Here is a 21,517-nt window from a genome sequence, read left to right as displayed (position 1 = left end):
CGATGATCGGAACGGTCTTTGGGGAAGTCTGCAACGACAGACAGATCGGACGGCGACGCTGCCGTCCGATCTGTCTTAAACAATTAAGCAGGTCAATGCGTAGATGGATGTGCCGGAATCGTGGTCAGGCGGCGGTGGACCAGATGGCCCGGAAGGCGGCCGCCTCGCCGGCCAGCCACTGCTCGACCTGTGCCGGCTTGACGTGCTCGGGCGTCCGGTGGGTCACCCCGCGCCGCACGTCGACCAGGACCGGCTCGGCGTGCGGCAGCACCGCGTCCATGTGCCGGGCCATCAGGTGCAGGGTGGCCAGGGCCGCCTCCTCGCTCGGCGGGGTCTCGTCGAAGTGCAGTCGCACCGCCTCGGCGTGGCCGTCGGCGTACCGGATGCCGAAGTGGGGGTTGATCTTGACGGGCAGGTCGCCGAGCATCGCGAGGGCGTCGCGGGTCTGCGCCAGGTCGACGCCGGTCGGCTCGCCGAGCGACTCCAGCCACGCCGTCGCGCCGGGCGTCAGCGCCTGGTAGAGCGGACGCCAGCGCGGCTTGACCAGATCGGCCACCCCGGCCAGGTGGGCGCCGCCGGTGTGGAAGGCGATGTCGGCCTTGAGCGCCTTGACGAACTGGCCGTGCGGGTTGAAGCCGTGCCGGCTGGCCCGCTGCTTGCGCAGCCCGCCGACGAAGCTTGCCTTGGTGGGCCCGGTGCGGTCGACGTACCGGGTGAAGCCGAGGAGGGTGGCGTACGGCGTGAGGGGGGCGTTGACGGGCGCGGTCACGAGCGTCCTCCCAGGTCAGGAACTCGATTAGTACATACATTCTAATCGACGGGTGTGACATCGCCCAGGGGTGGAGGCCGCCGATCCCGGTCCAGTCCGGGTGCAGTCGGCCAGTCCGTCGGAGCGTGGCCGACAGCGTGGTCTCGTCCGCCCGAAGACGGCCAGCCACCCCCGAGGTTCTCCCGCGGCTCCCTCCGACTGCCCCTCTGGACGCTGGTCGCGTGACGAACGACGCGGAGCGCGAGTTCGGGATGTACCCAACCAAATTGCCCGGGACGGGTTGGTGTGGACGCGCGGACCTGAACTCGATCTCCAGACCGTGACCCTGCCCGAACGCGACGGCGACCTCGTCCGTGACCTCCTGGTCGCCGAGAAGGCGCGGAGGATCGTGGAGATCGGGCTCGCGTACGGGAGTTCCGCCCTCGCCATCGGCGAGGCCCTGTTGACCGTCGACGCACCCATTGTGATCGATCAATTCCAGCAGCAGGCGTACAACGACGTCGGGTCGGACCGGACTGCGGGACAACAGTTGAGCGACACCATCGAGCAGCGAAACTCATGTCGGCTGCCGCAGGTGTTTCCTACACTCGCCACCATGGCGACATCACCTGCTGCCGTTCGGGACCTCGGCCACGAACTGAAGGAACTCGGTTGGGTCAGCGATCTCCTGGTGGCAGGGTCGTTGGCCACCGGTGACTACGTCCCACGCATCAGCGATCTTGACCTGGTTGCGCTTGTTGACGGCCCTGTTGACACCGGTCGGCAGGCAGCACTTTCAGTGATCCACCGTCGACTCGACAGCGGGAGCGGCGCGGGCTTCAGCCTGGGCTGCGTATACGTCGACACTGCGACCGTCTCCGAAATCGAGGAGCAGCATCCGACCTGGACCCACGGTCAACTCGTTCACCGCATTCTTTCCCGGGTCACAAGAGCAGAACTAGCGAGACACGGATACGAGGTCTTCGGACGCTCGCCGCGCGAGGTCTTCCCCGCAGTCTCAGCCGAGGACATACGAGCGGCGGCCCGCGCCGAGCTCACCGGCTACTGGGCCTGGGCCGCTCGACGTCCGTGGATATGGGTGGACCCCACCATCGCTGAACTCGGCCTTACCTCCATGGCCAGGGGTCGCCACGCACTCGACAAGGGCGAACTCCTCACCAAGACGCAGGCCATCGAACAGGCGCACGCCCCAACCTGGCTGATCGACCAACTCAGCGCGAGACGGCGAGGCGAAGCCGTCTCCTCGCCTCGGATACGGACAGCCGTAGTCGCCTGGCTCGACGCCCGCCGGACAGTCGCTCGCGCGAAGCGCGCTCTTCGAACTCCCGCCCCGCCGTAACGTCCCAGGCAGCCAAGATTTAGCCAACTGATTCCGGACGAGATCACGGCGGATCGTCCGCAGGGAGCTGTCCCGCTGGTGGCCATCCACGCGACCGGCGGCCACCGATGCCGGACCGGACACGGACGCACCGGACGGCCCCTGCGAAGAAAGACTCAGAGCTGCCCGACGTCCGTCACCCGGACCACGGCGGCACCCACCTCGTCCGAGGCGGCCAGGTCGACCTCGGCGCTGATCCCCCAGTCGTGGTCGCCCTCCGGGTCGTCCAGGATCTGCCGGACGGTCCACTTCTCCCGCCCCTGCTCGATCATGAGCAGCGCCGGCCCGCGCGCGTCCGGTCCCACCCCGATCCCGTCGTACGCCTCGAAGTACGGCTCCAGCGCTTCCGCCCAGGCGTCGGCGTCCCACCCGGATGCCCCGTCCAGCTCGCCCAGGTCCCACCAGCGGCGCAGGGCGGCGAGCTCGACCCGGCGGAACAACGCGTTGCGCACCAGCACCCGGAAGGCGCGGGCATTGCGGGTCACCGCCGGCACCCGCTCCTCCAGCGACGCGTGCGCCAGGGCGGCGTCCGCGACGTCGGAGGGGTTGCGCAGCCGCTCCCACTCGTCGATCAGGCTGGAGTCGACCTGCCGGACCAGCTCGCCCAGCCACTCGATGAGGTCGACCAGCTCCTCGGTCTTGGCGTCCTCGGGCACGGTCTGCCGCAGCGTCTTGTACGCGTCGGCGAGGTAGCGCAGCACCAGCCCCTCGGACCGGGTCAGCCCGTAGAACTGCACGTACTCGCCGAAGGTCATCGCGCGTTCGTACATGTCCCGCACGACGGACTTGGGGGAGAGCTGGTGGTCGGCGACCCAGGGGTGCCCCTGCCGGTACATCTCGTACGCGGCGTGCAGCAGCTCCGCCAGCGGCTTGGGCCAGGTCACCTCGTCGAGCAGCTCGATGCGGGCCTCGTACTCGATGCCCTCGGCCTTCATCGCGGCGACCGCCTCGCCGCGGGCCTTGAACTGCTGCGCGGAGAGCACCTGGCGCGGGTCGTCGAGGATCGACTCGATCACGCTCAGCACGTCCAGGGCGTACGACGGGGACTCGACGTCGAGCAGTTCGATGGCGGCCAGCGCCAGCGGCGACAGCGGCTGGTTGAGCGCGAAGTCGAGCTGGAGGTCGACGGTGAGCCGGACCCGGCGACCCGTCTCGTCGGGCTCGTCGAGCTGCTCGACCACCCCGCCGGCCCGCAGCGCCCGGTAGATGGCGATCGCCCGGCGGATGTGCCGGCGCTGGGCGGCGGCGTCCTCGTGGTTGTCGGTGAGCAGGTGCCGCATCGAGGCGAACGCGTCACCCGGGCGGCCGATCACGTTGAGCAGCATCGAGTGGCTGACCTGGAAGCTGGAGGTCAGCGGCTCCGGCTCGGCCTCGACCAGGCGCTGGAACGTCGGCTCGCCCCAGCCGACCGAGCCCTCCGGCGGCTTCTTCTTGACCACCTTGCGGCGCTTCTTGGGGTCGTCGCCCGCCTTGGCCCGGGCCTTCTCGTTGTCGATCACGTGTTCGGGGGCCTGCACCACGACCCGCCCGATGGTGTCGAAGCCGGCCCGTCCGGCCCGGCCGGCGATCTGGTGGAACTCGCGGGCCTTGAGCAGCCGGGTGCGTACCCCGTCGTACTTGCTCAGGCCGGTGAACAGCACTGTGCGGATCGGCACGTTGATGCCCACGCCCAACGTGTCGGTGCCGCAGATGACCTTCAGCAGGCCGGCCTGGGCCAGGGTCTCCACGAGCCGGCGGTACTTGGGCAGCATGCCGGCGTGGTGTACGCCGATGCCGTGCCGCACCAGCCGCGACAGCGTCTTGCCGAAGCCGGAGGTGAACCGGAAGCTGCCGATCGCGGCGGCGATCATGTCCTTCTCGGCCCGGGTGCAGACGTTCACGCTCATCAGCGCCTGGGCGCGTTCCAGCGCGGCGGCCTGGGTGAAGTGCACCACGTACACCGGGGCCTGCTTGGTCTCCAGCAGCTCTTCCAGCGTCTCGTGCAGCGGCGTCATCGCGTACGAGAAGATCAGCGGGACCGGCCGCTCGGCCGACCGGACGACGGCGGTCGACCGGCCGGTGCGCCGGGTCAGGTCGTCGACGAACCGGGTGGTGTCCCCCAGGGTGGCCGACATCAGCACGAACTGGGCCTGCGGCAGCTCGATGATCGGCACCTGCCACGCCCAGCCCCGGTCCGGCTCGGCATAGAAGTGGAACTCGTCCATCACCACCTGGCCGACGTCGGCCCGAGCCCCCTCGCGCAGCGCCAGGTTGGCCAGGATCTCGGCGGTGCAGCAGATGATCGGGGCGTCGGCGTTGACGCTGGCGTCGCCGGTCAGCATGCCGACGTTCTCCGCGCCGAACACCTCGCAGAGCGCGAAGAACTTCTCCGACACCAGGGCCTTGATCGGCGCGGTGTAGAAGCTCGTCCGGTCGTCGGCCAGGGCGGTGAAGTGCGCCGCGATCGCCACCAGGCTCTTGCCCGAACCGGTCGGCGTATTCATGATCACGTTCGCGCCGGAGACGATCTCGATGACCGCCTCCTCCTGGTGCGGGTAGAGGTCCAGCCCACGCTCTTTCGCCCAGCCGGCGAACGCGTCGAAGAGGGTGTCGGGGTCGGCGCTTCGAGGCAGCGCGGCAGTGAGCGTCATAACGCCCCCCATCGTGCCCGCACCACCACCCCCCACGCCAACCGGGCCGCCCGCCCGACCCCCGTCCCGCCCGTAGCGCGGAACCGCCGGTGGGCCGAGTTGGCGGTGTCGCCGGTGGCCGGACACCACCGCCGGGGCGATCCGGCGGGCTCAGGCGCGGCGGCGGTGGACCAGGTCGAAGACTTCGCGGCCGGCGGTCAGGGCCCGCCGCTCGAACTTGGTCACCGGACGGTGGGCGGGCCGGGGTGCGTACCCGCCGTGCACGTCGACCAGCTCCGGGTCGGCGGTCAGCGTCGAGCGCATCGACTCGGCGTACTCGGCCCAGTCGGTGGCGCAGTGCAGCGTCCCGCCGCCGGCCAACCGGGACCGCAGCAACGCCACGTGCTCCGGCTGGATGATCCGCCGCTTGTGGTGCCGCGACTTGGGCCACGGGTCGGGAAAGAACACGTGCACCGCGTCCAGACAGCGCTCCGGCATGGCCCGGACCAGGTCCAGCGCGTCACCCTGGGCGACCCGGACGTTGCCCAGGCCGTGGCGCTGCACCAGGTCGAGCAGGTTGGCGATGCCCGGGGTGTGCACCTCGACCGCCAGGTAGTCACGGTCCGGGTCGGCGGCGGCCATCGCCGCGGTGGCGTCACCCATCCCCGAGCCGATCTCCAGCACCACCGGCGCGCCCCGACCGAAGAACCCGGCCGGATCGACCGGCCCGTCGAGGTCGGCGATCTCGATCCCGTACGCCGGCCGCAGCCGGGCCAGCGCGTCGGTCTGCCGGCTGGTCATCCGGCCCCGTCGGGGGTGGAAGGTGCGGATCGTCCCGGTGCCCGGCGGGGCCACCGGGACGGCGGGGTTCTGGTCGATGGAGGTCACAGCGACCCGAGCGTACGCGACGGTTCCGCCGTATCGGATGTGCCGTCGGTCGGAGGGTGAGACGATTCATCCCGTACGGCAGGTCGGCGTCCGGGTCAGTCCGGCGCTGCCCCGGGGCGCCGGAAGGGGGAGACGTGTCGATTCCGCTGCACCGCACCGCGCTTGCGGTCGCCGTCGGTGCCCTCGTCCCCGCCCTGTGGCACACCGCCCCGGCATCCGCCGCCCCGGTCCCGGTCGCCCCACCGGCCCTCGCTGCGGCCCCCGGGCCGGGTCAACCCCCGCCCGACGGGGGCGGTGACCCGCAGCCGCCGCCCGGCGTGCTCTTCGTCGAGGTGACCCCGGGGACCGTCGAGCCGGGTTACCTGGTCGGCATCCGGGCGAGCTGCCACGACAACTCGATCCCGGCGACGGTCGTGTCCGACGCCTTCGGCCGGGTCCAGGTGCAGCCGCAGCACGGCCTGCTCACCGCCGCGCCGATGGTCAGGGAGCGGGTCCGTCCGGGCAACTACCGGGTCAAGCTGGAATGCCCCGACGGGGCGACCGCATCGACGGCGCTCCAGGTGGTCAAGAAGGTCAAGCCCAGCCCCGGGCCGCACACCGGCTTCGGCGGCGCGGCCGGCGGCGACGGGATACCCGGCGGGCTGCTCGTGCCCGGCGGGCTGGCGTTGACCATCGCCGGGGCCGTCGTCGGTATCGTGGCGGCCCGCCGGCCGCGTGGCGTCGCCGGGCAGTGACCGTGCCGCCCGCCTCCCCGGGTCCGCGTAACGGCCCGCTCCCGCCCCCCGGCAGCCCGCCACCCAGTGGCACGCGGGCGTACCGTTCCCCCTCCGGCGGCCCCGGTCCCCGCCCCCGGTGGGTCGGTCTGATTCCCCCGCCGGCCGGCCCGGTGCCCGGTCCGCCGCCGCCCGCCGCGGCTGCGCAGCGCGGCGCTCCGACCCGGCCGCCCGACGATCCGATGTCGCCCCCGTTCCGTGCTCCGGTCCCGTCCACCGGCGGCCCGACGGCTGCCGGCCCGGCCCCGGCCGCCCCGGCCGGCGGGCGGTCCTCGACGCGCGGGCCCTGGTCGGTGCCGCTGGCCGTGGCGCTGGTGCTGCTCGGGATCTTCGCCACCGGCGCCGGGCTGGGGCGTTCGGTCGGGCCCCTGGACTGGACGGGCACCCCGTCGCAACACCCGGCCGCCGGTGCCCGGCAGAGCCCCGCGCCGGGCAGCCTGCCGGCCAGCCGCCCGGTACGGCTCACCGTGCCCGCGATCAAGGTGAACGCCCAGGTCGCCCCGGTCGGTCAGGCCCGGGACGGGTCGATCGACGTACCGCCGCTCGACCGGCACGACGAGACCGGCTGGTACGACCGGGGCCCGACCCCCGGCGAGCCCGGCCGGGCGATCATCGTCGGCCACGTCGACTCGAAGGACGGCCCCTCGGTCTTCTACGACCTGCGCAAACTCAACCCGGGCGACACGATCGAGGTGACCCGGGACGACCGGCGGGTGGTGGTGTTCCGCGTCGATTCGGTGGAGTTCTTCGACAAGTCGGCCCTGCCCGCCGACCGGGTCTACGGCCGCGACGGCGCACCCGCGCTGCGGCTGATCACCTGCGGCGGCCAGTGGATCGGCGGACGCACCGGCTACGCCGACAACGTCATCGCGTTCGCCTCGTTGGCGGCGACCCGGTCACCCTGACCGCCGGGACGATATTGCGGCGACACCGCACGGCGGCGGATGGCAGGATCGCGCGGTGACGGCGGACGTGGTGCGGCAGGCTTTCACCTGGATCGAGTCGGTGGCGGTGCCCGCCGACGGCGGCCCGTGCTGGCGGGAGGCGGGCGAACCCTTCGACGACCTGTACGCCGGCACCGCCGGGGTGCTGCTCGGCTGCGCCGAGGCCACCGCCGCCGGTGCCTCCCCGGCGGGCGGGGCGCCCACCGGGGACGCGCGCCCCGGCACCGGGGCGGGCAGCGGAGCCGGGTCGGCTCTCGACCGGGTCGCGGCCGGTGCCCGGGACCGGTTGGTACACCTCGCCCGGCACGAGCCGGACGCCGCGACGCTGCCCGACGACGGGGTGTTCGGCGGTTGGGCCGGGGCCGCCGTCGCACTGCGCGCCTGGGGTCGGGCCGCCGCCGACCCGGTCGCCCTCGACGCCGCCGCGTCGGTGACGGCACGCGTCGCCGAACGGCTGCGGGACCGCCCGGTGGACCCGGACCGGTGCTCCGACGTCATCTCCGGCGACGCGGGCATCCTGCTGGCCCTCCTCGACGCCGACGACACGGGTCCGGTGGTGGCGCAGGCGGCGCACGTCCTCGCCGACGGGCTGGTGGGGCTCGCCGAGGAACACCCGGACGGTCCGCACTGGCGGATGCGGGCCGGCGACGAGCGGCTGATGCCCGGCTTCTCCCACGGCACCGCCGGGGTCGCCTACGCCCTCGCCGTCGCCGGTGTCACCCTGCGCCGCGACGACCTGCTCGACACCGCCGTCCGCGCCGCCGACGGACTGCTGGCGATGGGTGACCACCCGGACGGCTGGGCGCTGCCGCTGCTGGTCCCGCCCCGCCCGGACCGCCCGGCGGTCAACTTCGGCTGGTGCCACGGCCCCACCGGCACGGTGCGGCTGTTCACCCTGCTCGACACCGTCGACCCGCAGCCCCGCTGGCAGCGGGCCGTCGACGGGTGCCTCGGGGCGCTGCGTGACAGCGGCCTGCCGCAGCGGCGGTACCCGGGTTTCTGGGACAACCTCGCCCGGTGCTGCGGCACGGCCGGCGTCGGGCAGTTGCTGCTCGACCGCTACCGGGCCACCGCCGACCCCGCCCTGCTCGCCTGGGCGCACCGGCTCGCCGAGGACGTGCTCGCCCGGACCGTGACCACCCCGACGGGTGTCGCCTGGTCGAACACCGAGCACACCCGGACCCCGGCGGAGCTGCCGCCGGAGCCCGGTTTCATGCAGGGCGCCGCCGGGATCGCCGGCTGGCTCGCCCGGCTCGCCGCCCCCACCACCGCGCCCGTCCTGCCCTGGCTCTGACCGCCCGGGGTAGCGGTCAGCCCTTGCCGGTCACCTGCTGGACCACCTCGAACTCCAGCAGCGTCGCGCCGGAGGCCACCGGCCGCTGCTGCTCGCCGCCCCCACCACCGGCGTGCGCGGCCCGCGACGGCCCGGCCGCCCACGCCTGGTACGCCTCCTCGGTCTCCCACCGGGTGTACACGAAGTAGCGGCTCTCGCCGGCCACCGGGCGCAGCAGCTCGAAGCCGAGGAAACCGGGGGAGTTCTCCACCGCGCCGGCCCGGGCGGCGAACCGCTTCTCCAGCTCCTCGCCGGCACCGGGCGGGACGTCGATCGCGTTGATCTTCACGACTGCCATCTGCCCACCCTAGCCCCGCGCGGCCGGTCCGGTCGGGCGCTGAGCCGGGGTGTGGCGCGCTACCGCTGCCCGGTAGGGCCGGTCGGCTCCGCGCCGGGCAGGTCGGCGTCGACCACGACCGGGGCGTGGTCGGAGGGGCCCTTGCCCTTGCGGGCCTCCCGGTCGACGTACGCGGAGCGGACCGCGCGGGCCAGCGGCGCGGAGGCGTACACCAGGTCGATCCGCATGCCCTTGTTCTGGTGGAACATGCCGGCCCGGTAGTCCCAGTAGGTGTACGGGTGCGGGCCCTTCATCGGGGTGGGCACCACGTCGCTGAGGCCGAGGTCGCGCAGGGCGGCCAGGGCGGCCCGCTCGGCGGGGGTGACGTGGGTCGAGGTGACGAAGAGCGCCGGGTCCCAGACGTCGGCGTCGGTCGGGGCGACGTTGAAGTCCCCGCAGACGGCGACGGGTCCACCGGCGGCCACCGCCGGCGTCACCGCGTCCCGCAGCGCCGCCAGCCAGGCCAGCTTGTACGTGTAGTGCGGGTCGTCGGTGGCGCGGCCGTTCGGCACGTACACCGACCAGATCCGGACCCCGGCGCAGGTGGCGGCGATGGCGCGGGCCTCGGGTAGGGGGAAGCCCGGCTCGTCGGGGAACCCGACGGCGACGTCGGTCAGGCCGACGCGGGACAGGATGGCCACCCCGTTCCACCGGCCGTCGCTGTGGCTGGCCACCTCGTAGCCCAGCTCGCCGACCTCGGCGGCGGGAAAGGCCCCGTCGGGGCACTTGGTCTCCTGGAGGCAGACCACGTCGGGGGCGGTGCCGGCCAGCCAGTCGAGCAGGCGGGGCAGGCGGGCCTTCACCGAGTTCACGTTCCAGGTCGCCAGGCGCATGTGCCCAGCCTGCCGCATCGCGGCCCACCCCGCCGGGGCGGCCCGCCGTCGGGTCGGCTGCGACGCGCGGGGGCTGCGGGTGGGCGGGCCGGGCGGCGGCGATGCCGCCCGGCCGTGGTTCAGGCGCCCGGGGTCTCGCCGGGTCGGGTCTGCTCGGCGAGGAAACGCTCCAGCTCGGCACCCAGCTCGTCGGCGGTGGGCAGCGGGCCGGTCTCGGCGGCGAGCAGGTTCTTCTCCCCCCGACCCCGGGCGAACGCGTCGTACTGCTCCTCCAGGGCCGTGACCAGCGCGGCGGCCTCGTCGGTCTGGGCGACCTGCCGGTCGATCTCCACCCGGACCACCTCGGCGGCGGAGCGGAGGCTCTCGTTGGGCAGCAGCAGCCCGGTACTGCGGGACACCGAGGCGAGCAGCACCTCGGCGGCGGCCGGGTACTCCGTCTGGGCGACGTAGTGCGGCACGTGCGCGGAGAACCCGAGGGCGTCCCGGCCGGCCTCGCCGAGCCGGTATTCCAGCAGGTGGCCGACGCTGCCCGGGACCTGCACCCGCTGCAACCACGGTTCGTAACCGGCGATCAGCTCGCGGCGGGTGGCGTGCGCGGTGACTCCGGTGGGTCGGGTGTGCGGGACGGCCATCGGGATGGAGTTGAGTCCGACGGTGAGCCGGACGTCGAGCCGGGCGGCCACCGCGCCGACCGCCGCCACGAACCGCTCCCACTGCAGGTCCGGCTCCGGGCCGGTGAGCAGCAGGAAGGGCGTCTCGTCGTCGTCGCGCAGCAGGTGCAGGGCGAGCTCGGGGGCGTCGTAGTCCTCCCAGTGGTCCTCGACGAAGGTCATCACCGGGCGGCGGGACCGGTAGTCGAAGAGCTGGTCGACGTCGAAGGTGGCGATCGTCCGGGCGTCCAGTGAGGTGAGGAGCTGCTCGCGGGCCAGCCGGGTGGCGTTGCCGGCGTCGACGAAGCCGGTGAGCGCCTGGATCAGCACCGGCTGGCCGAGGTCGGGCAGATCGTCGGTGAGCTGGTACAGCTCGTGTGGGTCGAGCACCGGTCGGACCTCCTGAGGAAATGCGCCTACGGGTGGCCGCGCACGGACGGCACCCGGTTCGGGGAACGTACCCGTCGGCGTCATCCATTCCATCACTGGGCGCGTCGTGACCGATCCGGCTATCAAACCCGGAGGAAGCCACCAATTCGCCGGACGGGCCGGAGCGACCCGGTCGGATGGTTCCGGCGTGTCACCCGAAAGGGGGACATGGTGGATCATGCGGCCGGCCGCGGTGGTCTGGGTGGTCGACCCACTCCGACGACGGCGGGCGCGGTAGCTGACCGTAATGCCCGTTGCGGGTGGTCTGTCGCCCCGGTCCCGCGTCCGGGGTGGGCGTCCCGGCGGCCCGCCGGAAAGTGTGGCGAGGGCCACATCCTGCTGGTGGGTGGCCGGGAAAGGGCATGTCTAGCCTCGGCGGATGCGTGACGACGACACCATCGACGACCAGGGCGCCCCTCAGGGCATGACTGGCCGTTCGGACGACACCCCCTCGTCCGTTCAGGTCGGCGTTCTCCGTGAACCCCGCTCCCTCCGTACCCGCCTCGGCGGGCTCGTTAACCTCCGCCGCCGCCGGCCGGCGCTGCTCGCCGCCGGGGTGCTCTGCTGCCTCGGCCTCACCGCCGTCGCGGGCGTCCAGGCACTGCCGGACGAGCGGGCCGACGACCGGCTCGGCACCGAGGCCGCCCTCGCCGAGCGCGCCCAGCAGCAGGCCGCCTCCCGCGCCGAGGTCCGTACCCCGGTCACGGTCGTGCCCAGCAGCCCGGCCGCCGCCAGCCCGACCGCCGCCACCCCGAGCCCCACCCCGAGCGCGACCAGGACCACCAAGCCCAAGCCCCGGCCGAAGCCGAAGCCCCGGCCGAAGCGGATCGTCCCGGTGGCCGGCCTCGACCAGGCCCAGATGGACAACGCCAAGGAGATCGTCAAGGCCGGCCGGGCGATGGGCGTCCCGCGCCGGGCCCTGGTCATCGCGGTGGCCACCGCGATGCAGGAGAGCAACCTCTACAACTACGCAAGCGGCGTGCTGCCCGAGTCGCAGAACTACCCGCACCAGGCGATCGGCTGGGACCACGACTCGGTCGGGCTGTTCCAGCAGCGCCCGAGCAGCGGCTGGGGCGAGGTCGGCCAGCTGATGGACCCGGCGTTCGCCACCCGGGCGTTCCTCACCGCGCTGCTGGAGATCCCCGGCTGGGCGGACCTCCCGCTCACCGTCGCCGCGCAGGCCGTGCAGATCTCCGCCTACCCGGACCTCTACGCCCAGCACGAGTGGCGGGCCACCGAGGTGGTCGCCGCCATCCTGGTCTGAGCCGCCGGCCCGGCCCGCCCGGTACCGGGCGGGCCGGTTCGCGTCGGCGTCGGCGGATGGCTACCCTCGACCGGACACAGTGGACGGTTGGCGGTTGCTCGGATCGGGTACACATGACGCAGGACACCCGATCGGAGGACGATATGTCAGCACTGATGCAGCGGATCAGCGCCTTCCTGCGCTCCCCCAAGGGTCAGCAGTTGGTCGACCGGGGTCGGCGCGAGCTGGCCAAGCCGGAGAACCAGGCACGGCTCAAGCAGGCGGCCGGCAAGCTGTCGGGCCGTCGCCGCTGACCGTCCGCGAACCGATTCCACCCCGGGAGCATCCGTGACCGACGCCGTCCCCGCCGACGACGAACCGACCGTCCCCACGCCGCCGGTACCGGCGGACACCGCCGGCCCGGCCGTCCCCGCAACACCGGCCGGCGGGTCGCCGACCGCCACGGTCCCGGCGACGGTGGGGGCGTCGGCTCCGGTCCCGGCGGTGCCGGCCGGTGATCCGGGCGACGCCCCGGAAGCGCCGCCGGCCCGGCTCTGGGACCGGATGCGGGACGACCCGCAGTACGCCCCCGAACACCTGGCCCTGGAGGCGGTCCGCCGGCTCGGCCCGGAGGCGGCGCAGTGGGTCGCCCGGGCCCGGGCGGAGCGCCCCGACGCCACCGCCGACCAGTTGGCCGAGCAGGCCATCCGGCGTTTCGTCAACCGGGCCCGCCTCTCCGGAGCGGTCTCGGGTGCGGCGGGGCTGCCCGGTGCGGTCATCGACGTCGGCGTGCTGGCCTGGACCCAGGCCCGGCTGGTGCTGCACGTCGCCGCCGCGTACGGCGCGGACCCGGTGCACCCTGACCGGGCCACCGACCTGCTCGTCCTGCAGAAGGTGCACAAGGCGGCCGAGGCGGCCCGGTTGGCGCTCGGTGTCGCGGCCGGTCGGGAACGGGCCGGCGCGCTGTTCGGTCACGCCGCCCAGAACCCGCTCGGGCGGGTGATGCTGCAACTCGGCGTCCGGCTGGCCCGGATGGCCGGGGTGCGGGCGGCCAAGCGGGTCTTCGCCAAGGTCGTCCCCGGTGCCGCGATCATCCTCGGCACCTGGGCCAACTCGTCGGCCACCAAGGACCTCGCCGAGCGCGCCCAGGCGCTCTACCGGGAGCACCGGGGCGGGCTGCCCCACCCGCGCCGCCCCTGACCGGGCGTGGTGCCACGCCGTGCCCGGCCCGCCGCCGGGCGCGGCCCGCGCACGACGCGACGCCCGGCCACGAGCGGGCCGGTGCCGGGGTGACTCAGAGTCGCCAGCCGGCCGCCGAGAACGTCGCGTCGGCGAGCCGGTTCTGCCCGGCGACGTTGGGGTGGAACCAGTCCAACCCGTTGACCTCGTCCAGGCTGAACCGCACCCGGTGCACCGCGCCGCCGTCGTAGCGGCACCGCGACCCGTACGCCCGGCAGGCCGCCTTGAGCTGGCTGTTGTACGCGTCGATCCGCTCGGCGAAGCGGGCCCGGCGGTCCCGGTCGGCCTTGGCGTCCGAGGTGGGGTTGGCCAGCAGCGCCGGGCAGATGCCGGTCTTCCAGATCCGCACCGCGCGGGACTCGGTGTGCCCGATCTCCCAGAGCCGGTTGAGGTCGGGGATGCTGGCCACCAGCACCCGGGCCTTCGGGCGGCCCTCGCGCAGCACCCGCAGCGCCCGGTCGACCTGGCTGCGGAAGGTGGCGGTCGCGGTCATCGCGTCGATGTCGTCGCGGCAGGCGTCGTTCGCGCCGATCAGCACGGTGACGTAGTCGGCCTTGTCCTTGACGGCGGCACCGGCCTGCCCGGCGAGGGCCTCGGCGCGGGCCCCCGGTACGGCGTGGTTGCGGGCCCGGTTGCGGATCGGCGCGTCGGCGTCGAGCAGCCGCCGGTAGTGGCTCTCCACCCGGATGCCGTCCCCGGTGGACCAGGAGTTGCGCTGGCACGAGGTGAGCACCAGGCAGGAACCGAACCCGGTGGTGATCGAGTCGCCGAGGGCGGCCATCGTGCCGGGCAGCCCGGTCGGTGTCGATCCGCTCTTCGTCGGGCGCGGGGAGGCCCCGCCGCCCTCCTCGCAGGCGAGCGCGGTCAGCGCCAACAGGCAGGCCACGGCGGCGACCCAGCGTCGAGGCATGCGTCTTCCCCCGGTCAGACGGCGCAGAGCGACAGCCCGGTCACTCTACGGGCCGTACCGGGTGCGGCGGCCCGCTCGTGTCGACTTCCGGGCAGATTCAACAGCTCGAAACATGAATCTGGTAAGAACAGGTCGGAGCGGGGCTCTCCGGGCAGGCCGCCCGCCCGGCGCCGGCCCGGTGGGCAGCGCCGACGTGGGGTGATCCGGGCGTCGGGACCGGTTAGCGGCGTCCGTACCGGGGTAGGCCGAGACGATGACGAGATCGCAGCCCCGGCGTGCCCGTGGCACGGTCGGCCACGCGTACAGCGCGTTGAACCTGCGCCTGGCGTTGGCCCTGTTCGGCCTGGTCACCATGACCGTCCTCGCGGTCGGAGCGTTCGCGGCCGGGCTGGCCTGGCTGGGTGTGCTGTGCGTGCTGTTCGCCGTCGTGGCGGTGGTCGACCTGGTCGTCATCCAGCGCCGCCGTGCCGCCCGCCGCCGTGAGCAGCCGGGCGCGCGGCACTCACTCTTCGAGTGACAGGAGAAGAGATGCCCATCGCCACCACCAACCCCGCCACCGGTCAGGTGCTCAAGTCCTACGAGCCGATGTCGAGCGAGCAGATCGACGCCGCCATCGAACGGGCCGACCTGGCGTTCCGGGACCTGCGCCGCACCACGGTCGCCCAGCGGGCGCAGTGGATGAACGCCGCCGCGGACCTGCTCGACGCCGAACGCGACGACACCGCCCGGCTGATGACCACCGAGATGGGCAAGACCTACGCCGCGGCGCGGGCCGAGGTCACCAAGTGCGCCACCGCCTGCCGGTTCTATGCCGCGAACGCGGAGCGGATGCTCGCCGACGAGCCCGCCGACGCCGCCGCGGTGAAGGCGAAGCGGGCCTTCGTCCGCTATCAGCCGATCGGGGTGGTGCTCGCGGTGATGCCGTGGAACTTCCCGCTCTGGCAGGTGATGCGGTTCGCCGCGCCGGCCCTGATGGCCGGGAACACCGGCCTGCTCAAGCACGCGTCCAACGTGCCGCAGACCGCCCTCTACCTGGAGGATGTCTTCCGCCGGGCCGGCTTCCCCGAGGGGGCGTTCACCACCCTGCTGGTCGGCTCGGACGCGGTCGACCGGGTGCTCAGCGACCCCCGGGTGCGGGCGGCGACGCTGACCGGCAGCGAGGGCGCGGGCCGTTCGATCGCCCAGATCGCCGGACGGGAACTGAAGAAGACGGTGCTGGAGCTGGGCGGCAGCGACCCGTTCGTGGTGATGCCCTCGGCCGACCTGGACCGGGCCGCCGAGGTGGCCACCACCGCCCGCTGCCAGAACAACGGGCAGTCCTGCATCGCCGCCAAGCGGTTCATCGTGCACACCGACGTCTTCGACGCGTTCGCCGGGAAGTTCGCCGCGAACATGGCCGCGCTGCGGGTCGGCGACCCGATGGACGCCGACACCGACGTCGGCCCGCTGGCCAGCGAGAGCGGGCGGGACGAGATCCACGCCCAGGTGCAGGACGCGGTGGCGCACGGCGCGACGGTGCTCTGCGGCGGCGAGAAGCCGACCGGCGACGGCTGGTTCTACCCGCCGACCGTGGTGACCGACCTGAACCCGCAGATGCGGATGTGGGCCGAGGAGGTCTTCGGGCCGGTCGCCGGGCTCTACCGGGTGTCGTCGTACGACGAGGCGGTCGAGGTGGCCAACGGCACGCCCTTCGGGTTGGGGGCGAACGCCTGGACCACCGACCCGGCCGAGCAGGAGCGGTTCGCCACCGACCTGGACGCCGGCAACGTCTTCGTCAACGGCATGACCACCTCGTACCCGGAGCTGCCCTTCGGTGGGGTGAAGAACTCCGGCTACGGCCGGGAGCTGTCGGCGCTGGGGATGCGGGAGTTCTGCAACACCAAGACCGTCTGGGTGGGGGAGGGCGCGGCCACCGCCGGGGCCGGCGCGCACGCCGAGTGACCCCGCGCCGGGCGACCGGCGCGGGCGAGCTTTAACCGGACACCGTCATGGGTACGGAAGGACGCCATGACGGTGTTCGGCTTCCACGCCTCCCACGAGCAGATCCATCCGAGCCGCCTGCTGGAGGCGGTGGTGCACGCCGAACGCGCCGGCTTCGACGCCGCGATGTCGTCGGACCACTTCTCGCCGTGGAGCACCCGGCAGGGCCAGTCCGGCTTCGCCTGGTCCTGGCTGGGCGCGGCGCTGCAGGCCACCGGGCTGCCGTTCGGGGTGGTCAACGCCCCCGGCCAGCGTTACCACCCGGCGATCATCGCGCAGGCCATCGGCACCCTGGGCGCGATGTCCCCGGGCCGGTTCTGGGCGGCGCTGGGTACCGGCGAGGCGAGCAACGAGCACATCACCGGCGACGGCTGGCCGCGTAAGGACGTGCGGACCGCTCGGCTGCGGGAGTGCGTGGAGGTGATCCGGGCGCTGCTGGCCGGCGAGGAGGTCAGCCACGACGGCCTGGTCCGGGTGGACCGGGCGAAGCTGTGGACCCGGCCGGAGGAACCGCCGGCGCTGATCGGGGCGGCGGTCAGCGTGGCCACCGCCCGCTGGTGCGCCGAGTGGGCGGACGGCCTGATCACGGTGAACGCCCCGACCGCGCACCTGCGCGAGATGATCGACGCCTATCGGGACGCGGGCGGACGGGGGCCGCTGCACCTGCAGGTGCACGTGAGCTGGGCGCCGGAGCAGGCCGAGGCGGAGGCGATCGCGTACGAGCAGTGGCGCAGCAACGTCTTCGCGCCGCCGGTCTGCTGGGACCTGGACACCGCCGAGCACTTCGACATGGTCAGCGAGCGGGTGCCGCTGGAGCAGGTCACCGAGGTGGTGAACGTGTCGGCGGACCTGGGCCGGCACGTGGGCTGGCTGGAGGAGTACCTGTCGCTGGGCTTCGACCAGATCGCCCTGCACCACGTCGGGCAGGAGCAGCGCGCCTTCATCGACACGTTCGGCGCGGAGGTGCTGCCGAAGCTGCGCGCCACCGGGTGATCACCCCGGGCCGTCCGTACGCCTAGGCTGCTACTCCATGGAAGCTCTGTTCGAGGTCGTGGTCTTCCTGGCGATCGCGACCTTCGGCGCCGCGCTGGCCCGCAAGCTGGGTCTGCTCGCGCCGATCCTGCTGGTGGTGCTCGGTCTCGGGCTGTCCTTCCTGCCGGGCTTCCCGCACGTGCGGCTCGATCCCGACCTGGTGCTGGTGGGCATCCTGCCGCCGCTGCTCTACGTGGCGGCGTTGGGCACGTCGGTGCCGGCGTTCCGGCTCAACCTGCGGCCGATCCTGCTGCTCGCGGTGGGTCTGGTGATCTTCACCGCGTTCGTGGTGGGCACGGTGGTGCACCTGTTCCTGCCCGACCTGCCGTACGCGATCTGTGTGGCGCTGGGTGCGGTGGTGGCCCCGCCGGACGCGATCGCGGCCACCGCGGTGGCCCGGCGGGTGGGCCTGCCCCGGCGGGTGGTGACCATCCTGGAGGGGGAGAGCCTGGTCAACGACGCCACCGCGCTGGTGCTGCTGCGGGTGGCGATCGTCGCGGCCACCGCCAGCGCCGGCTCGGTGAGTTTCGGGTACGTGGCGCAGGAGGTCGTGGTCGCCACCGGCGGCGGGGTGCTGGTCGGGCTGCTGGGCGTGGTGGTCTTCGGGTACCTGCACAAGCGGACCACCGACCCGCTGCTGGACAACGCGCTGTCGCTGATCGTGCCGTTCGCGGTGGTCTTCGCCGCCGAGGAGATCCACGCCTCCGGGGTGGTCGCGGTCGTGGTCACCGGGCTGGGGATCGGCCACAAGATGCCGTTGCTGCTGTCGGCCGCCTCCCGGTTGCAGACCGGCGCGTTCTGGCGGCTGGTCCAGTTCCTGCTGGAGGGGCTGGTCTTCCTGCTGGTCGGCCTGCAACTGCCCGAGGTCCTGCGGGACCTCGACGAGCCGACCGGCCGGCTGGTGGGGATCACCGCGGCGGTGCTGGCGGCGGTCTTCCTGACCCGGTTCGTCTGGGTCTTCCCCGCCACCTACCTGGCCCGGCTGGTACCCCGGGTGCGGCAGCGCGACCCGGGCCCGCCGGTGCAGTTCCCGATCGTCATCGGCTGGGCCGGGATGCGCGGGGTGGTGACGCTGGCCGCCGCGCTGGGTCTGCCGCTGACCCTGGCCGGGGACCAGCCCTACCAGCGGGCGTTGTTCATCTGGCTGGCCTTCGCGGTGATCATGGCGACGCTGCTCGGCCAGGGGGCGACCCTGCCGTGGGTGGCCCGCCGGTTGAAGCTGCCCCCGGACGACCCGGTGGCCGACGCGCTCTCCGCCGCCACGGTGCAGCAGCAGGCCGGGCGCGCGGCCCGGGAGAAGCTGGACGCGTTGGCCGACGGTGCGCCGCCGGCCGTGGTGGAGCGGTTGCGCGGGCTGGTGCAGAGCCGCACCAACCTGGCGTGGGAACGGCTCGGCGGCAGCGACCGGGAGACCCCGTCGCAGGCGTACGGTCGGCTGCGGCAGGAGATGATCGACGCCGAGCGGGAGGTCTTCCGGGCCGCCCGTGACGAGGGACGGATTCCCGAGGAGGTACTGGTGCGGGCGTACCGCGACCTGGACCTGGAGGAGTCGTTGTTGCGACGGGAGAGTGACTGATGAGCTGTGCGCACCTGACCGGGGCGGGAACCGCCGAGCCGAGCGTCACCGACGCCTGCCCGGAGTGCGTGGCCGTCGGCAACGACGACTGGGTGCACCTGCGGTCGTGTGTGGAGTGTGGGCAGGTGGGGTGCTGCGACTCGTCGCCGTACCAGCACGCGACGAAACACTTCGAGTCGAGCGGGCACCCGGTGATGCGGTCCATCCAGCCGGGGGAGTCCTGGCGTTGGTGCTTCGTCGACGAGGAGATCGGCTGAGCCGTCCGGTGGTGGCGGTATGACGTAACCGCTATTCGACCGGGTTCCGACCGACCGCTTAACATCGGTGAACTTCTATCGATGGGAGGTCGGACGATGCGCCGACGACAGTTCTCGCGTACCGCCGGTGCCCTGCTGGCGCTGGTGCTCACGGCGACCGGCGTGGTCGCCGCGGGTGGCGGCGCGGCGTCCGCCGCCGCGCGGACGGTCTACTACGACGCGAGCCGGGCGGGGGAGTTCCGCACCAACTTCGACCAGGCCGCGACGATCTGGAACAGCTCGGTGACCAACGTCCGGCTGGTCGCCCGCACGCCCGGCAACATCACCATCTACGTCGACACCGGCTGGCCCCGGGCGCAGACCACCAGCCTGGGCAACGGCCGGGTCTGGATGGGCACCCAGGCCGTCGACCAGGGGTACGACCGGACCCGGATCGCCACCCACGAGATCGGTCACATCCTCGGCCTGCCGGACAACCGGACCGGCCTGTGCACCGACCTGATGTCGGGCAGCAGCGCACCGGTGTCGTGCCGCAACGCCAGGCCGAGCAGCGCCGAGGCGTCCCGGGTCAACGCGCTGTTCGCCGGCTCGCTCACCGCGCCGGCCGGGGTCAGCTACGTCTGGCGTGGCGACGGTGCCCCCGCGCCGGTCGCCGCCGGCGCCCCCGCCGGTTCCTGAGCCCCGTCGGTCCACCGTGGAGGGGTCGCCCCCGCCCCGGGGGGGGGCGGCCCCCGTGGTGCCGCCGACGGGAGTCCGGTCCGTCGGTGACGCCGCCGGGGTCTCGTCGTGCCGAAGGGTTGCGACATGATCACACGGCGTAGCAAGATGACTCCGGATATCCAGGATGTCCGGGGAGGGTCAGGATGAATCTGGCAGTCAAAGAGGCGATGGCCGAGGCGGGTGAGACGGCCGAGAGCCTCGCCGCCCGCATCGGGGTCGACCCGAAGACCGCCGCGCGCTGGGCCAGCCAGGGGCGAATCCCCCAGACCCGCCATCGTGCCGAGGTCGCCGCGCTGCTCAAGCGGGACGTCCTCGACCTCTGGCCGGACCTGCACAAGCGACACGAGCCCGCGTGGTTCCGGCCGTGGGCCGACATCGAACGCGAGGCCGTCGTGCTGCGCGGCTTCGAGCTGGCCTGGGTGCCCGGCCTGCTCCAGACCGAGGCGTACGCGCGGGCGACCCTGGCCGGGGAGACCCTGACCGAGGAGGAGGTCGACCAGCTCATCACGGCCCGCCTCACCCGCCAGGCGATCCTGCACCGCGACCGCCCGCCGCTGCTGGTCGCCGTCATCGACGAGTCGGTGCTGCACCGCCCGGTGCGGGGCCGGCCCGAACTGATGCGCGAGCAGTGCGCCCACCTCGCCGTCTGTGCCGAACTGCCGACCGTGCAGGTGCACGTGGTCCCGGCCGAGACGGGCATGTACGCCGGTCTCGGCGGGCCCTTCGTCGTCGCCGAGCTGGACGACGGCACGCGGGTGGCGCACGTCGACGGGCAGGTACGCGCGCAGATCATCGACCAGCGCACGGACATCGCTGTCCTGGAACGCCGGTGGGCGCGCATAGTGGGGGAGGCCCTACCCCGGGCACGATCCCTGGAACTCGTCAGGAAAGCGGCGGCATCATGGAGCTGAGCGGCGCCCGGTGGCACACGAGCACCAGGAGCGGCAACAACGGTGGCAACTGCGTCGAGGTGGCGGACAACCTGCCCGGCGTCGTCCTCGTCCGCGACACGAAGGACCGCGCGGGCGGCACCCTGGCCTTCAGCCCGGGTGCCTGGCGCGGCTTCCTGCGCCTGACCCGGTCGACGCGACAGGCCGGCTGACCGGCCCGCCGGCCGTCGTCACCGGGCCGGCCGGTGGCGGGTCAGGGCGCCGGGTGGTGGCGCAGCGCGGCGATGAACCAGTCCAGCACCGGAGTCAGGGTGGGCGGCGCGGTCCAGCCGTTGACCGTCGCGAGGAGCTGGAAGTACCGCTCGGTCCGCGGGTCGTTGGCGACCTCCAGCCGGGCCAGCAGCGCGCTGCGGTAACCGGCGTCGTCGACCCGGTCGAAGACCTCGCCGTACGCGCAGACCAGCGCGGCCACCACGTGGCCGGCGCGGGGCGACTCGGGCGCGATGCCGGCGGCCCGGGCCAGTTCGACGGTGTCGCGGACCCGGTGGGTGAGGTCACGGACCATCGCCACCACCTCGGGGTGGGCGTCGCCGACGGTCCCGTCGACGAACTCGTGGACGATGCGCCGACGCTCGGCGTCGGAGATCGTGGTCTGCTCGGGCATCGGACTCGTCTCCACTCTGGGCCGGGACGCCGGGCGGTCGGGCGGGGGCGCCGGGCGGTCGGG

General features: G+C 73.3%; 22 protein-coding genes and 1 pseudogene. 15 read left to right on the top strand and 8 right to left on the bottom strand.

All coding sequences use genetic code 11. The features are described from left to right. Positions 1-124: 124 nt before the first annotated feature. Positions 125-769: a hypothetical protein gene (locus ACOJTC_RS23510; protein ID WP_420118514.1), complete on the bottom strand. Its 645-nt coding sequence runs from the start codon at positions 767-769 to the stop codon at positions 125-127. Positions 770-1,364: 595 nt separating this feature from the next. Between ACOJTC_RS23510 and ACOJTC_RS23505 the strand changes: the two genes are divergently transcribed. Further along, complete coding sequence (locus tag ACOJTC_RS23505) at positions 1,365-2,108, top strand: nucleotidyltransferase domain-containing protein (RefSeq protein WP_420118523.1); 744 nt, start codon at positions 1,365-1,367, stop codon at positions 2,106-2,108. A gap of 155 nt (positions 2,109-2,263) precedes the next feature. Here the strand turns inward: ACOJTC_RS23505 and ACOJTC_RS23500 are convergent, their stop codons facing one another. Together ACOJTC_RS23500 and trmB are read right to left on the bottom strand one after the other, a co-directional pair. Further along, complete coding sequence (locus tag ACOJTC_RS23500; protein WP_420118513.1) at positions 2,264-4,777, bottom strand: DEAD/DEAH box helicase; 2,514 nt, start codon at positions 4,775-4,777, stop codon at positions 2,264-2,266. A gap of 150 nt (positions 4,778-4,927) precedes the next feature. Next, on the bottom strand, positions 4,928-5,557 hold the full coding sequence (trmB, locus tag ACOJTC_RS23495; protein WP_420118522.1) for a tRNA (guanosine(46)-N7)-methyltransferase TrmB: 630 nt from the start codon (positions 5,555-5,557) through the stop codon (positions 4,928-4,930). A gap of 221 nt (positions 5,558-5,778) precedes the next feature. On the opposite strand from trmB, the gene ACOJTC_RS23490 reads away from it, so the two are divergent. From ACOJTC_RS23490 to ACOJTC_RS23480, 3 genes are all read left to right on the top strand, one after another. Further along, positions 5,779-6,378 (top strand): hypothetical protein, encoded by a 600-nt coding sequence (locus ACOJTC_RS23490; protein WP_420118512.1) that lies wholly within the window; start codon positions 5,779-5,781, stop codon positions 6,376-6,378. Positions 6,379-6,599: 221 nt separating this feature from the next. After that, positions 6,600-7,322 carry a class F sortase gene (locus tag ACOJTC_RS23485; protein ID WP_420118511.1) on the top strand — a complete coding sequence of 241 codons (723 nt, stop codon included), beginning with the start codon at positions 6,600-6,602 and terminating at the stop codon, positions 7,320-7,322. Between the two features lie 55 nt (positions 7,323-7,377). Then, positions 7,378-8,655 carry a lanthionine synthetase LanC family protein gene (locus ACOJTC_RS23480; protein WP_420118510.1) on the top strand — a complete coding sequence of 426 codons (1,278 nt, stop codon included), beginning with the start codon at positions 7,378-7,380 and terminating at the stop codon, positions 8,653-8,655. A gap of 16 nt (positions 8,656-8,671) precedes the next feature. Here ACOJTC_RS23480 and ACOJTC_RS23475 read toward each other — a convergent pair whose 3' ends face one another. From ACOJTC_RS23475 to ACOJTC_RS23465, 3 genes are all read right to left on the bottom strand, one after another. Beyond that, the gene (locus ACOJTC_RS23475) at positions 8,672-8,992 is read right to left on the bottom strand and encodes an antibiotic biosynthesis monooxygenase family protein (RefSeq protein ID WP_088646246.1); all 321 of its coding nucleotides are present in this window, start codon (positions 8,990-8,992) and stop codon (positions 8,672-8,674) included. Between the two features lie 59 nt (positions 8,993-9,051). Continuing rightward, positions 9,052-9,864 carry an exodeoxyribonuclease III gene (locus ACOJTC_RS23470; protein ID WP_204927916.1) on the bottom strand — a complete coding sequence of 271 codons (813 nt, stop codon included), beginning with the start codon at positions 9,862-9,864 and terminating at the stop codon, positions 9,052-9,054. Between the two features lie 119 nt (positions 9,865-9,983). After that, on the bottom strand, positions 9,984-10,904 hold the full coding sequence (locus ACOJTC_RS23465; protein ID WP_088646244.1) for a proteasome assembly chaperone family protein: 921 nt from the start codon (positions 10,902-10,904) through the stop codon (positions 9,984-9,986). Between the two features lie 418 nt (positions 10,905-11,322). On the opposite strand from ACOJTC_RS23465, the gene ACOJTC_RS23460 reads away from it, so the two are divergent. The 3 genes from ACOJTC_RS23460 to ACOJTC_RS23450 all read left to right on the top strand — a co-directional run bounded on the left by ACOJTC_RS23460 (position 11,323) and on the right by ACOJTC_RS23450 (position 13,386). Further along, positions 11,323-12,207, top strand: a complete 885-nt coding sequence (locus ACOJTC_RS23460) for a peptidase M23 (protein WP_420118509.1) — start codon at positions 11,323-11,325, stop codon at positions 12,205-12,207. Between the two features lie 143 nt (positions 12,208-12,350). Next, positions 12,351-12,500 carry a hypothetical protein gene (locus ACOJTC_RS23455; RefSeq protein ID WP_168222413.1) on the top strand — a complete coding sequence of 50 codons (150 nt, stop codon included), beginning with the start codon at positions 12,351-12,353 and terminating at the stop codon, positions 12,498-12,500. Between the two features lie 163 nt (positions 12,501-12,663). After that, positions 12,664-13,386: an EcsC family protein gene (locus ACOJTC_RS23450; protein WP_372444647.1), complete on the top strand. Its 723-nt coding sequence runs from the start codon at positions 12,664-12,666 to the stop codon at positions 13,384-13,386. 94 nt (positions 13,387-13,480) lie between these two features. Here the strand turns inward: ACOJTC_RS23450 and ACOJTC_RS23445 are convergent, their stop codons facing one another. Next, positions 13,481-14,335 (bottom strand): GDSL-type esterase/lipase family protein, encoded by an 855-nt coding sequence (locus tag ACOJTC_RS23445; RefSeq protein ID WP_420118508.1) that lies wholly within the window; start codon positions 14,333-14,335, stop codon positions 13,481-13,483. A 253-nt stretch (positions 14,336-14,588) separates the two neighbouring features. Here ACOJTC_RS23445 and ACOJTC_RS23440 point away from each other — a divergent pair, with 253 nt between their 5' ends. The 8 genes and pseudogenes from ACOJTC_RS23440 to ACOJTC_RS23405 all read left to right on the top strand — a co-directional run bounded on the left by ACOJTC_RS23440 (position 14,589) and on the right by ACOJTC_RS23405 (position 21,002). After that, positions 14,589-14,852 carry a DUF6343 family protein gene (locus ACOJTC_RS23440; RefSeq protein WP_420118507.1) on the top strand — a complete coding sequence of 88 codons (264 nt, stop codon included), beginning with the start codon at positions 14,589-14,591 and terminating at the stop codon, positions 14,850-14,852. Between the two features lie 11 nt (positions 14,853-14,863). Then, the gene (locus ACOJTC_RS23435) at positions 14,864-16,276 is read left to right on the top strand and encodes an NADP-dependent succinic semialdehyde dehydrogenase (protein ID WP_420118506.1); all 1,413 of its coding nucleotides are present in this window, start codon (positions 14,864-14,866) and stop codon (positions 16,274-16,276) included. A 66-nt stretch (positions 16,277-16,342) separates the two neighbouring features. Continuing rightward, a complete protein-coding gene (locus ACOJTC_RS23430; protein ID WP_420118505.1) occupies positions 16,343-17,308 on the top strand; it encodes a TIGR03885 family FMN-dependent LLM class oxidoreductase in 966 nt (321 codons plus the stop codon). A 37-nt stretch (positions 17,309-17,345) separates the two neighbouring features. Further along, positions 17,346-18,923 (top strand): Na+/H+ antiporter, encoded by a 1,578-nt coding sequence (locus ACOJTC_RS23425; protein ID WP_420118504.1) that lies wholly within the window; start codon positions 17,346-17,348, stop codon positions 18,921-18,923. Then, positions 18,923-19,180 (top strand): UBP-type zinc finger domain-containing protein, encoded by a 258-nt coding sequence (locus tag ACOJTC_RS23420; protein WP_088646235.1) that lies wholly within the window; start codon positions 18,923-18,925, stop codon positions 19,178-19,180. The genes ACOJTC_RS23425 and ACOJTC_RS23420 overlap by 1 nt, the downstream gene beginning before the upstream one ends. A gap of 96 nt (positions 19,181-19,276) precedes the next feature. Beyond that, positions 19,277-19,849, top strand: a pseudogene (locus ACOJTC_RS23415) (snapalysin family zinc-dependent metalloprotease); the annotation flags it as partial. A 194-nt stretch (positions 19,850-20,043) separates the two neighbouring features. Further along, positions 20,044-20,811 (top strand): Scr1 family TA system antitoxin-like transcriptional regulator, encoded by a 768-nt coding sequence (locus ACOJTC_RS23410; protein ID WP_420118503.1) that lies wholly within the window; start codon positions 20,044-20,046, stop codon positions 20,809-20,811. Continuing rightward, the gene (locus ACOJTC_RS23405) at positions 20,802-21,002 is read left to right on the top strand and encodes a DUF397 domain-containing protein (RefSeq protein WP_204927907.1); all 201 of its coding nucleotides are present in this window, start codon (positions 20,802-20,804) and stop codon (positions 21,000-21,002) included. The genes ACOJTC_RS23410 and ACOJTC_RS23405 overlap by 10 nt, the downstream gene beginning before the upstream one ends. A 41-nt stretch (positions 21,003-21,043) precedes the next feature. On the opposite strand, the gene ACOJTC_RS23400 is transcribed toward ACOJTC_RS23405, so the two are convergent. Continuing rightward, the gene (locus ACOJTC_RS23400) at positions 21,044-21,454 is read right to left on the bottom strand and encodes a hypothetical protein (RefSeq protein ID WP_420118502.1); all 411 of its coding nucleotides are present in this window, start codon (positions 21,452-21,454) and stop codon (positions 21,044-21,046) included. Positions 21,455-21,517 lie beyond the last annotated feature (63 nt).

Origin of the sequence: Micromonospora sp. (genome assembly GCF_048594385.1) — a bacterium.
GTDB classification, from domain to species: Bacteria; Actinomycetota; Actinomycetes; order Mycobacteriales; family Micromonosporaceae; genus Micromonospora; species Micromonospora wenchangensis.
The sequence above is the reverse complement of the archived record's forward strand: the minus strand, read 5'-3'. Positions and strand labels throughout refer to the sequence as shown.

What these genes read in the sequence shown, in the direction of transcription:
- trmB (WP_420118522.1), bottom strand. Translation starts at nt 5,557, where the DNA reads ATGACCAGCCGGCAGACCGACGCGCTGGCCCGGCTGCGGCCGGCGTAC.
- ACOJTC_RS23455 (WP_168222413.1), top strand. Translation starts at nt 12,351, where the DNA reads ATGTCAGCACTGATGCAGCGGATCAGCGCCTTCCTGCGCTCCCCCAAG.
- ACOJTC_RS23470 (WP_204927916.1), bottom strand. Translation starts at nt 9,864, where the DNA reads ATGCGCCTGGCGACCTGGAACGTGAACTCGGTGAAGGCCCGCCTGCCC.
- ACOJTC_RS23405 (WP_204927907.1), top strand. Translation starts at nt 20,802, where the DNA reads ATGGAGCTGAGCGGCGCCCGGTGGCACACGAGCACCAGGAGCGGCAAC.
- ACOJTC_RS23425 (WP_420118504.1), top strand. Translation starts at nt 17,346, where the DNA reads ATGGAAGCTCTGTTCGAGGTCGTGGTCTTCCTGGCGATCGCGACCTTC.
- ACOJTC_RS23445 (WP_420118508.1), bottom strand. Translation starts at nt 14,335, where the DNA reads ATGCCTCGACGCTGGGTCGCCGCCGTGGCCTGCCTGTTGGCGCTGACC.
- ACOJTC_RS23460 (WP_420118509.1), top strand. Translation starts at nt 11,323, where the DNA reads ATGCGTGACGACGACACCATCGACGACCAGGGCGCCCCTCAGGGCATG.
- ACOJTC_RS23400 (WP_420118502.1), bottom strand. Translation starts at nt 21,454, where the DNA reads ATGCCCGAGCAGACCACGATCTCCGACGCCGAGCGTCGGCGCATCGTC.
- ACOJTC_RS23435 (WP_420118506.1), top strand. Translation starts at nt 14,864, where the DNA reads ATGCCCATCGCCACCACCAACCCCGCCACCGGTCAGGTGCTCAAGTCC.
- ACOJTC_RS23430 (WP_420118505.1), top strand. Translation starts at nt 16,343, where the DNA reads ATGACGGTGTTCGGCTTCCACGCCTCCCACGAGCAGATCCATCCGAGC.
- ACOJTC_RS23410 (WP_420118503.1), top strand. Translation starts at nt 20,044, where the DNA reads ATGAATCTGGCAGTCAAAGAGGCGATGGCCGAGGCGGGTGAGACGGCC.
- ACOJTC_RS23500 (WP_420118513.1), bottom strand. Translation starts at nt 4,777, where the DNA reads ATGACGCTCACTGCCGCGCTGCCTCGAAGCGCCGACCCCGACACCCTC.
- ACOJTC_RS23505 (WP_420118523.1), top strand. Translation starts at nt 1,365, where the DNA reads ATGGCGACATCACCTGCTGCCGTTCGGGACCTCGGCCACGAACTGAAG.
- ACOJTC_RS23420 (WP_088646235.1), top strand. Translation starts at nt 18,923, where the DNA reads ATGAGCTGTGCGCACCTGACCGGGGCGGGAACCGCCGAGCCGAGCGTC.
- ACOJTC_RS23475 (WP_088646246.1), bottom strand. Translation starts at nt 8,992, where the DNA reads ATGGCAGTCGTGAAGATCAACGCGATCGACGTCCCGCCCGGTGCCGGC.
- ACOJTC_RS23485 (WP_420118511.1), top strand. Translation starts at nt 6,600, where the DNA reads ATGTCGCCCCCGTTCCGTGCTCCGGTCCCGTCCACCGGCGGCCCGACG.
- ACOJTC_RS23440 (WP_420118507.1), top strand. Translation starts at nt 14,589, where the DNA reads ATGACGAGATCGCAGCCCCGGCGTGCCCGTGGCACGGTCGGCCACGCG.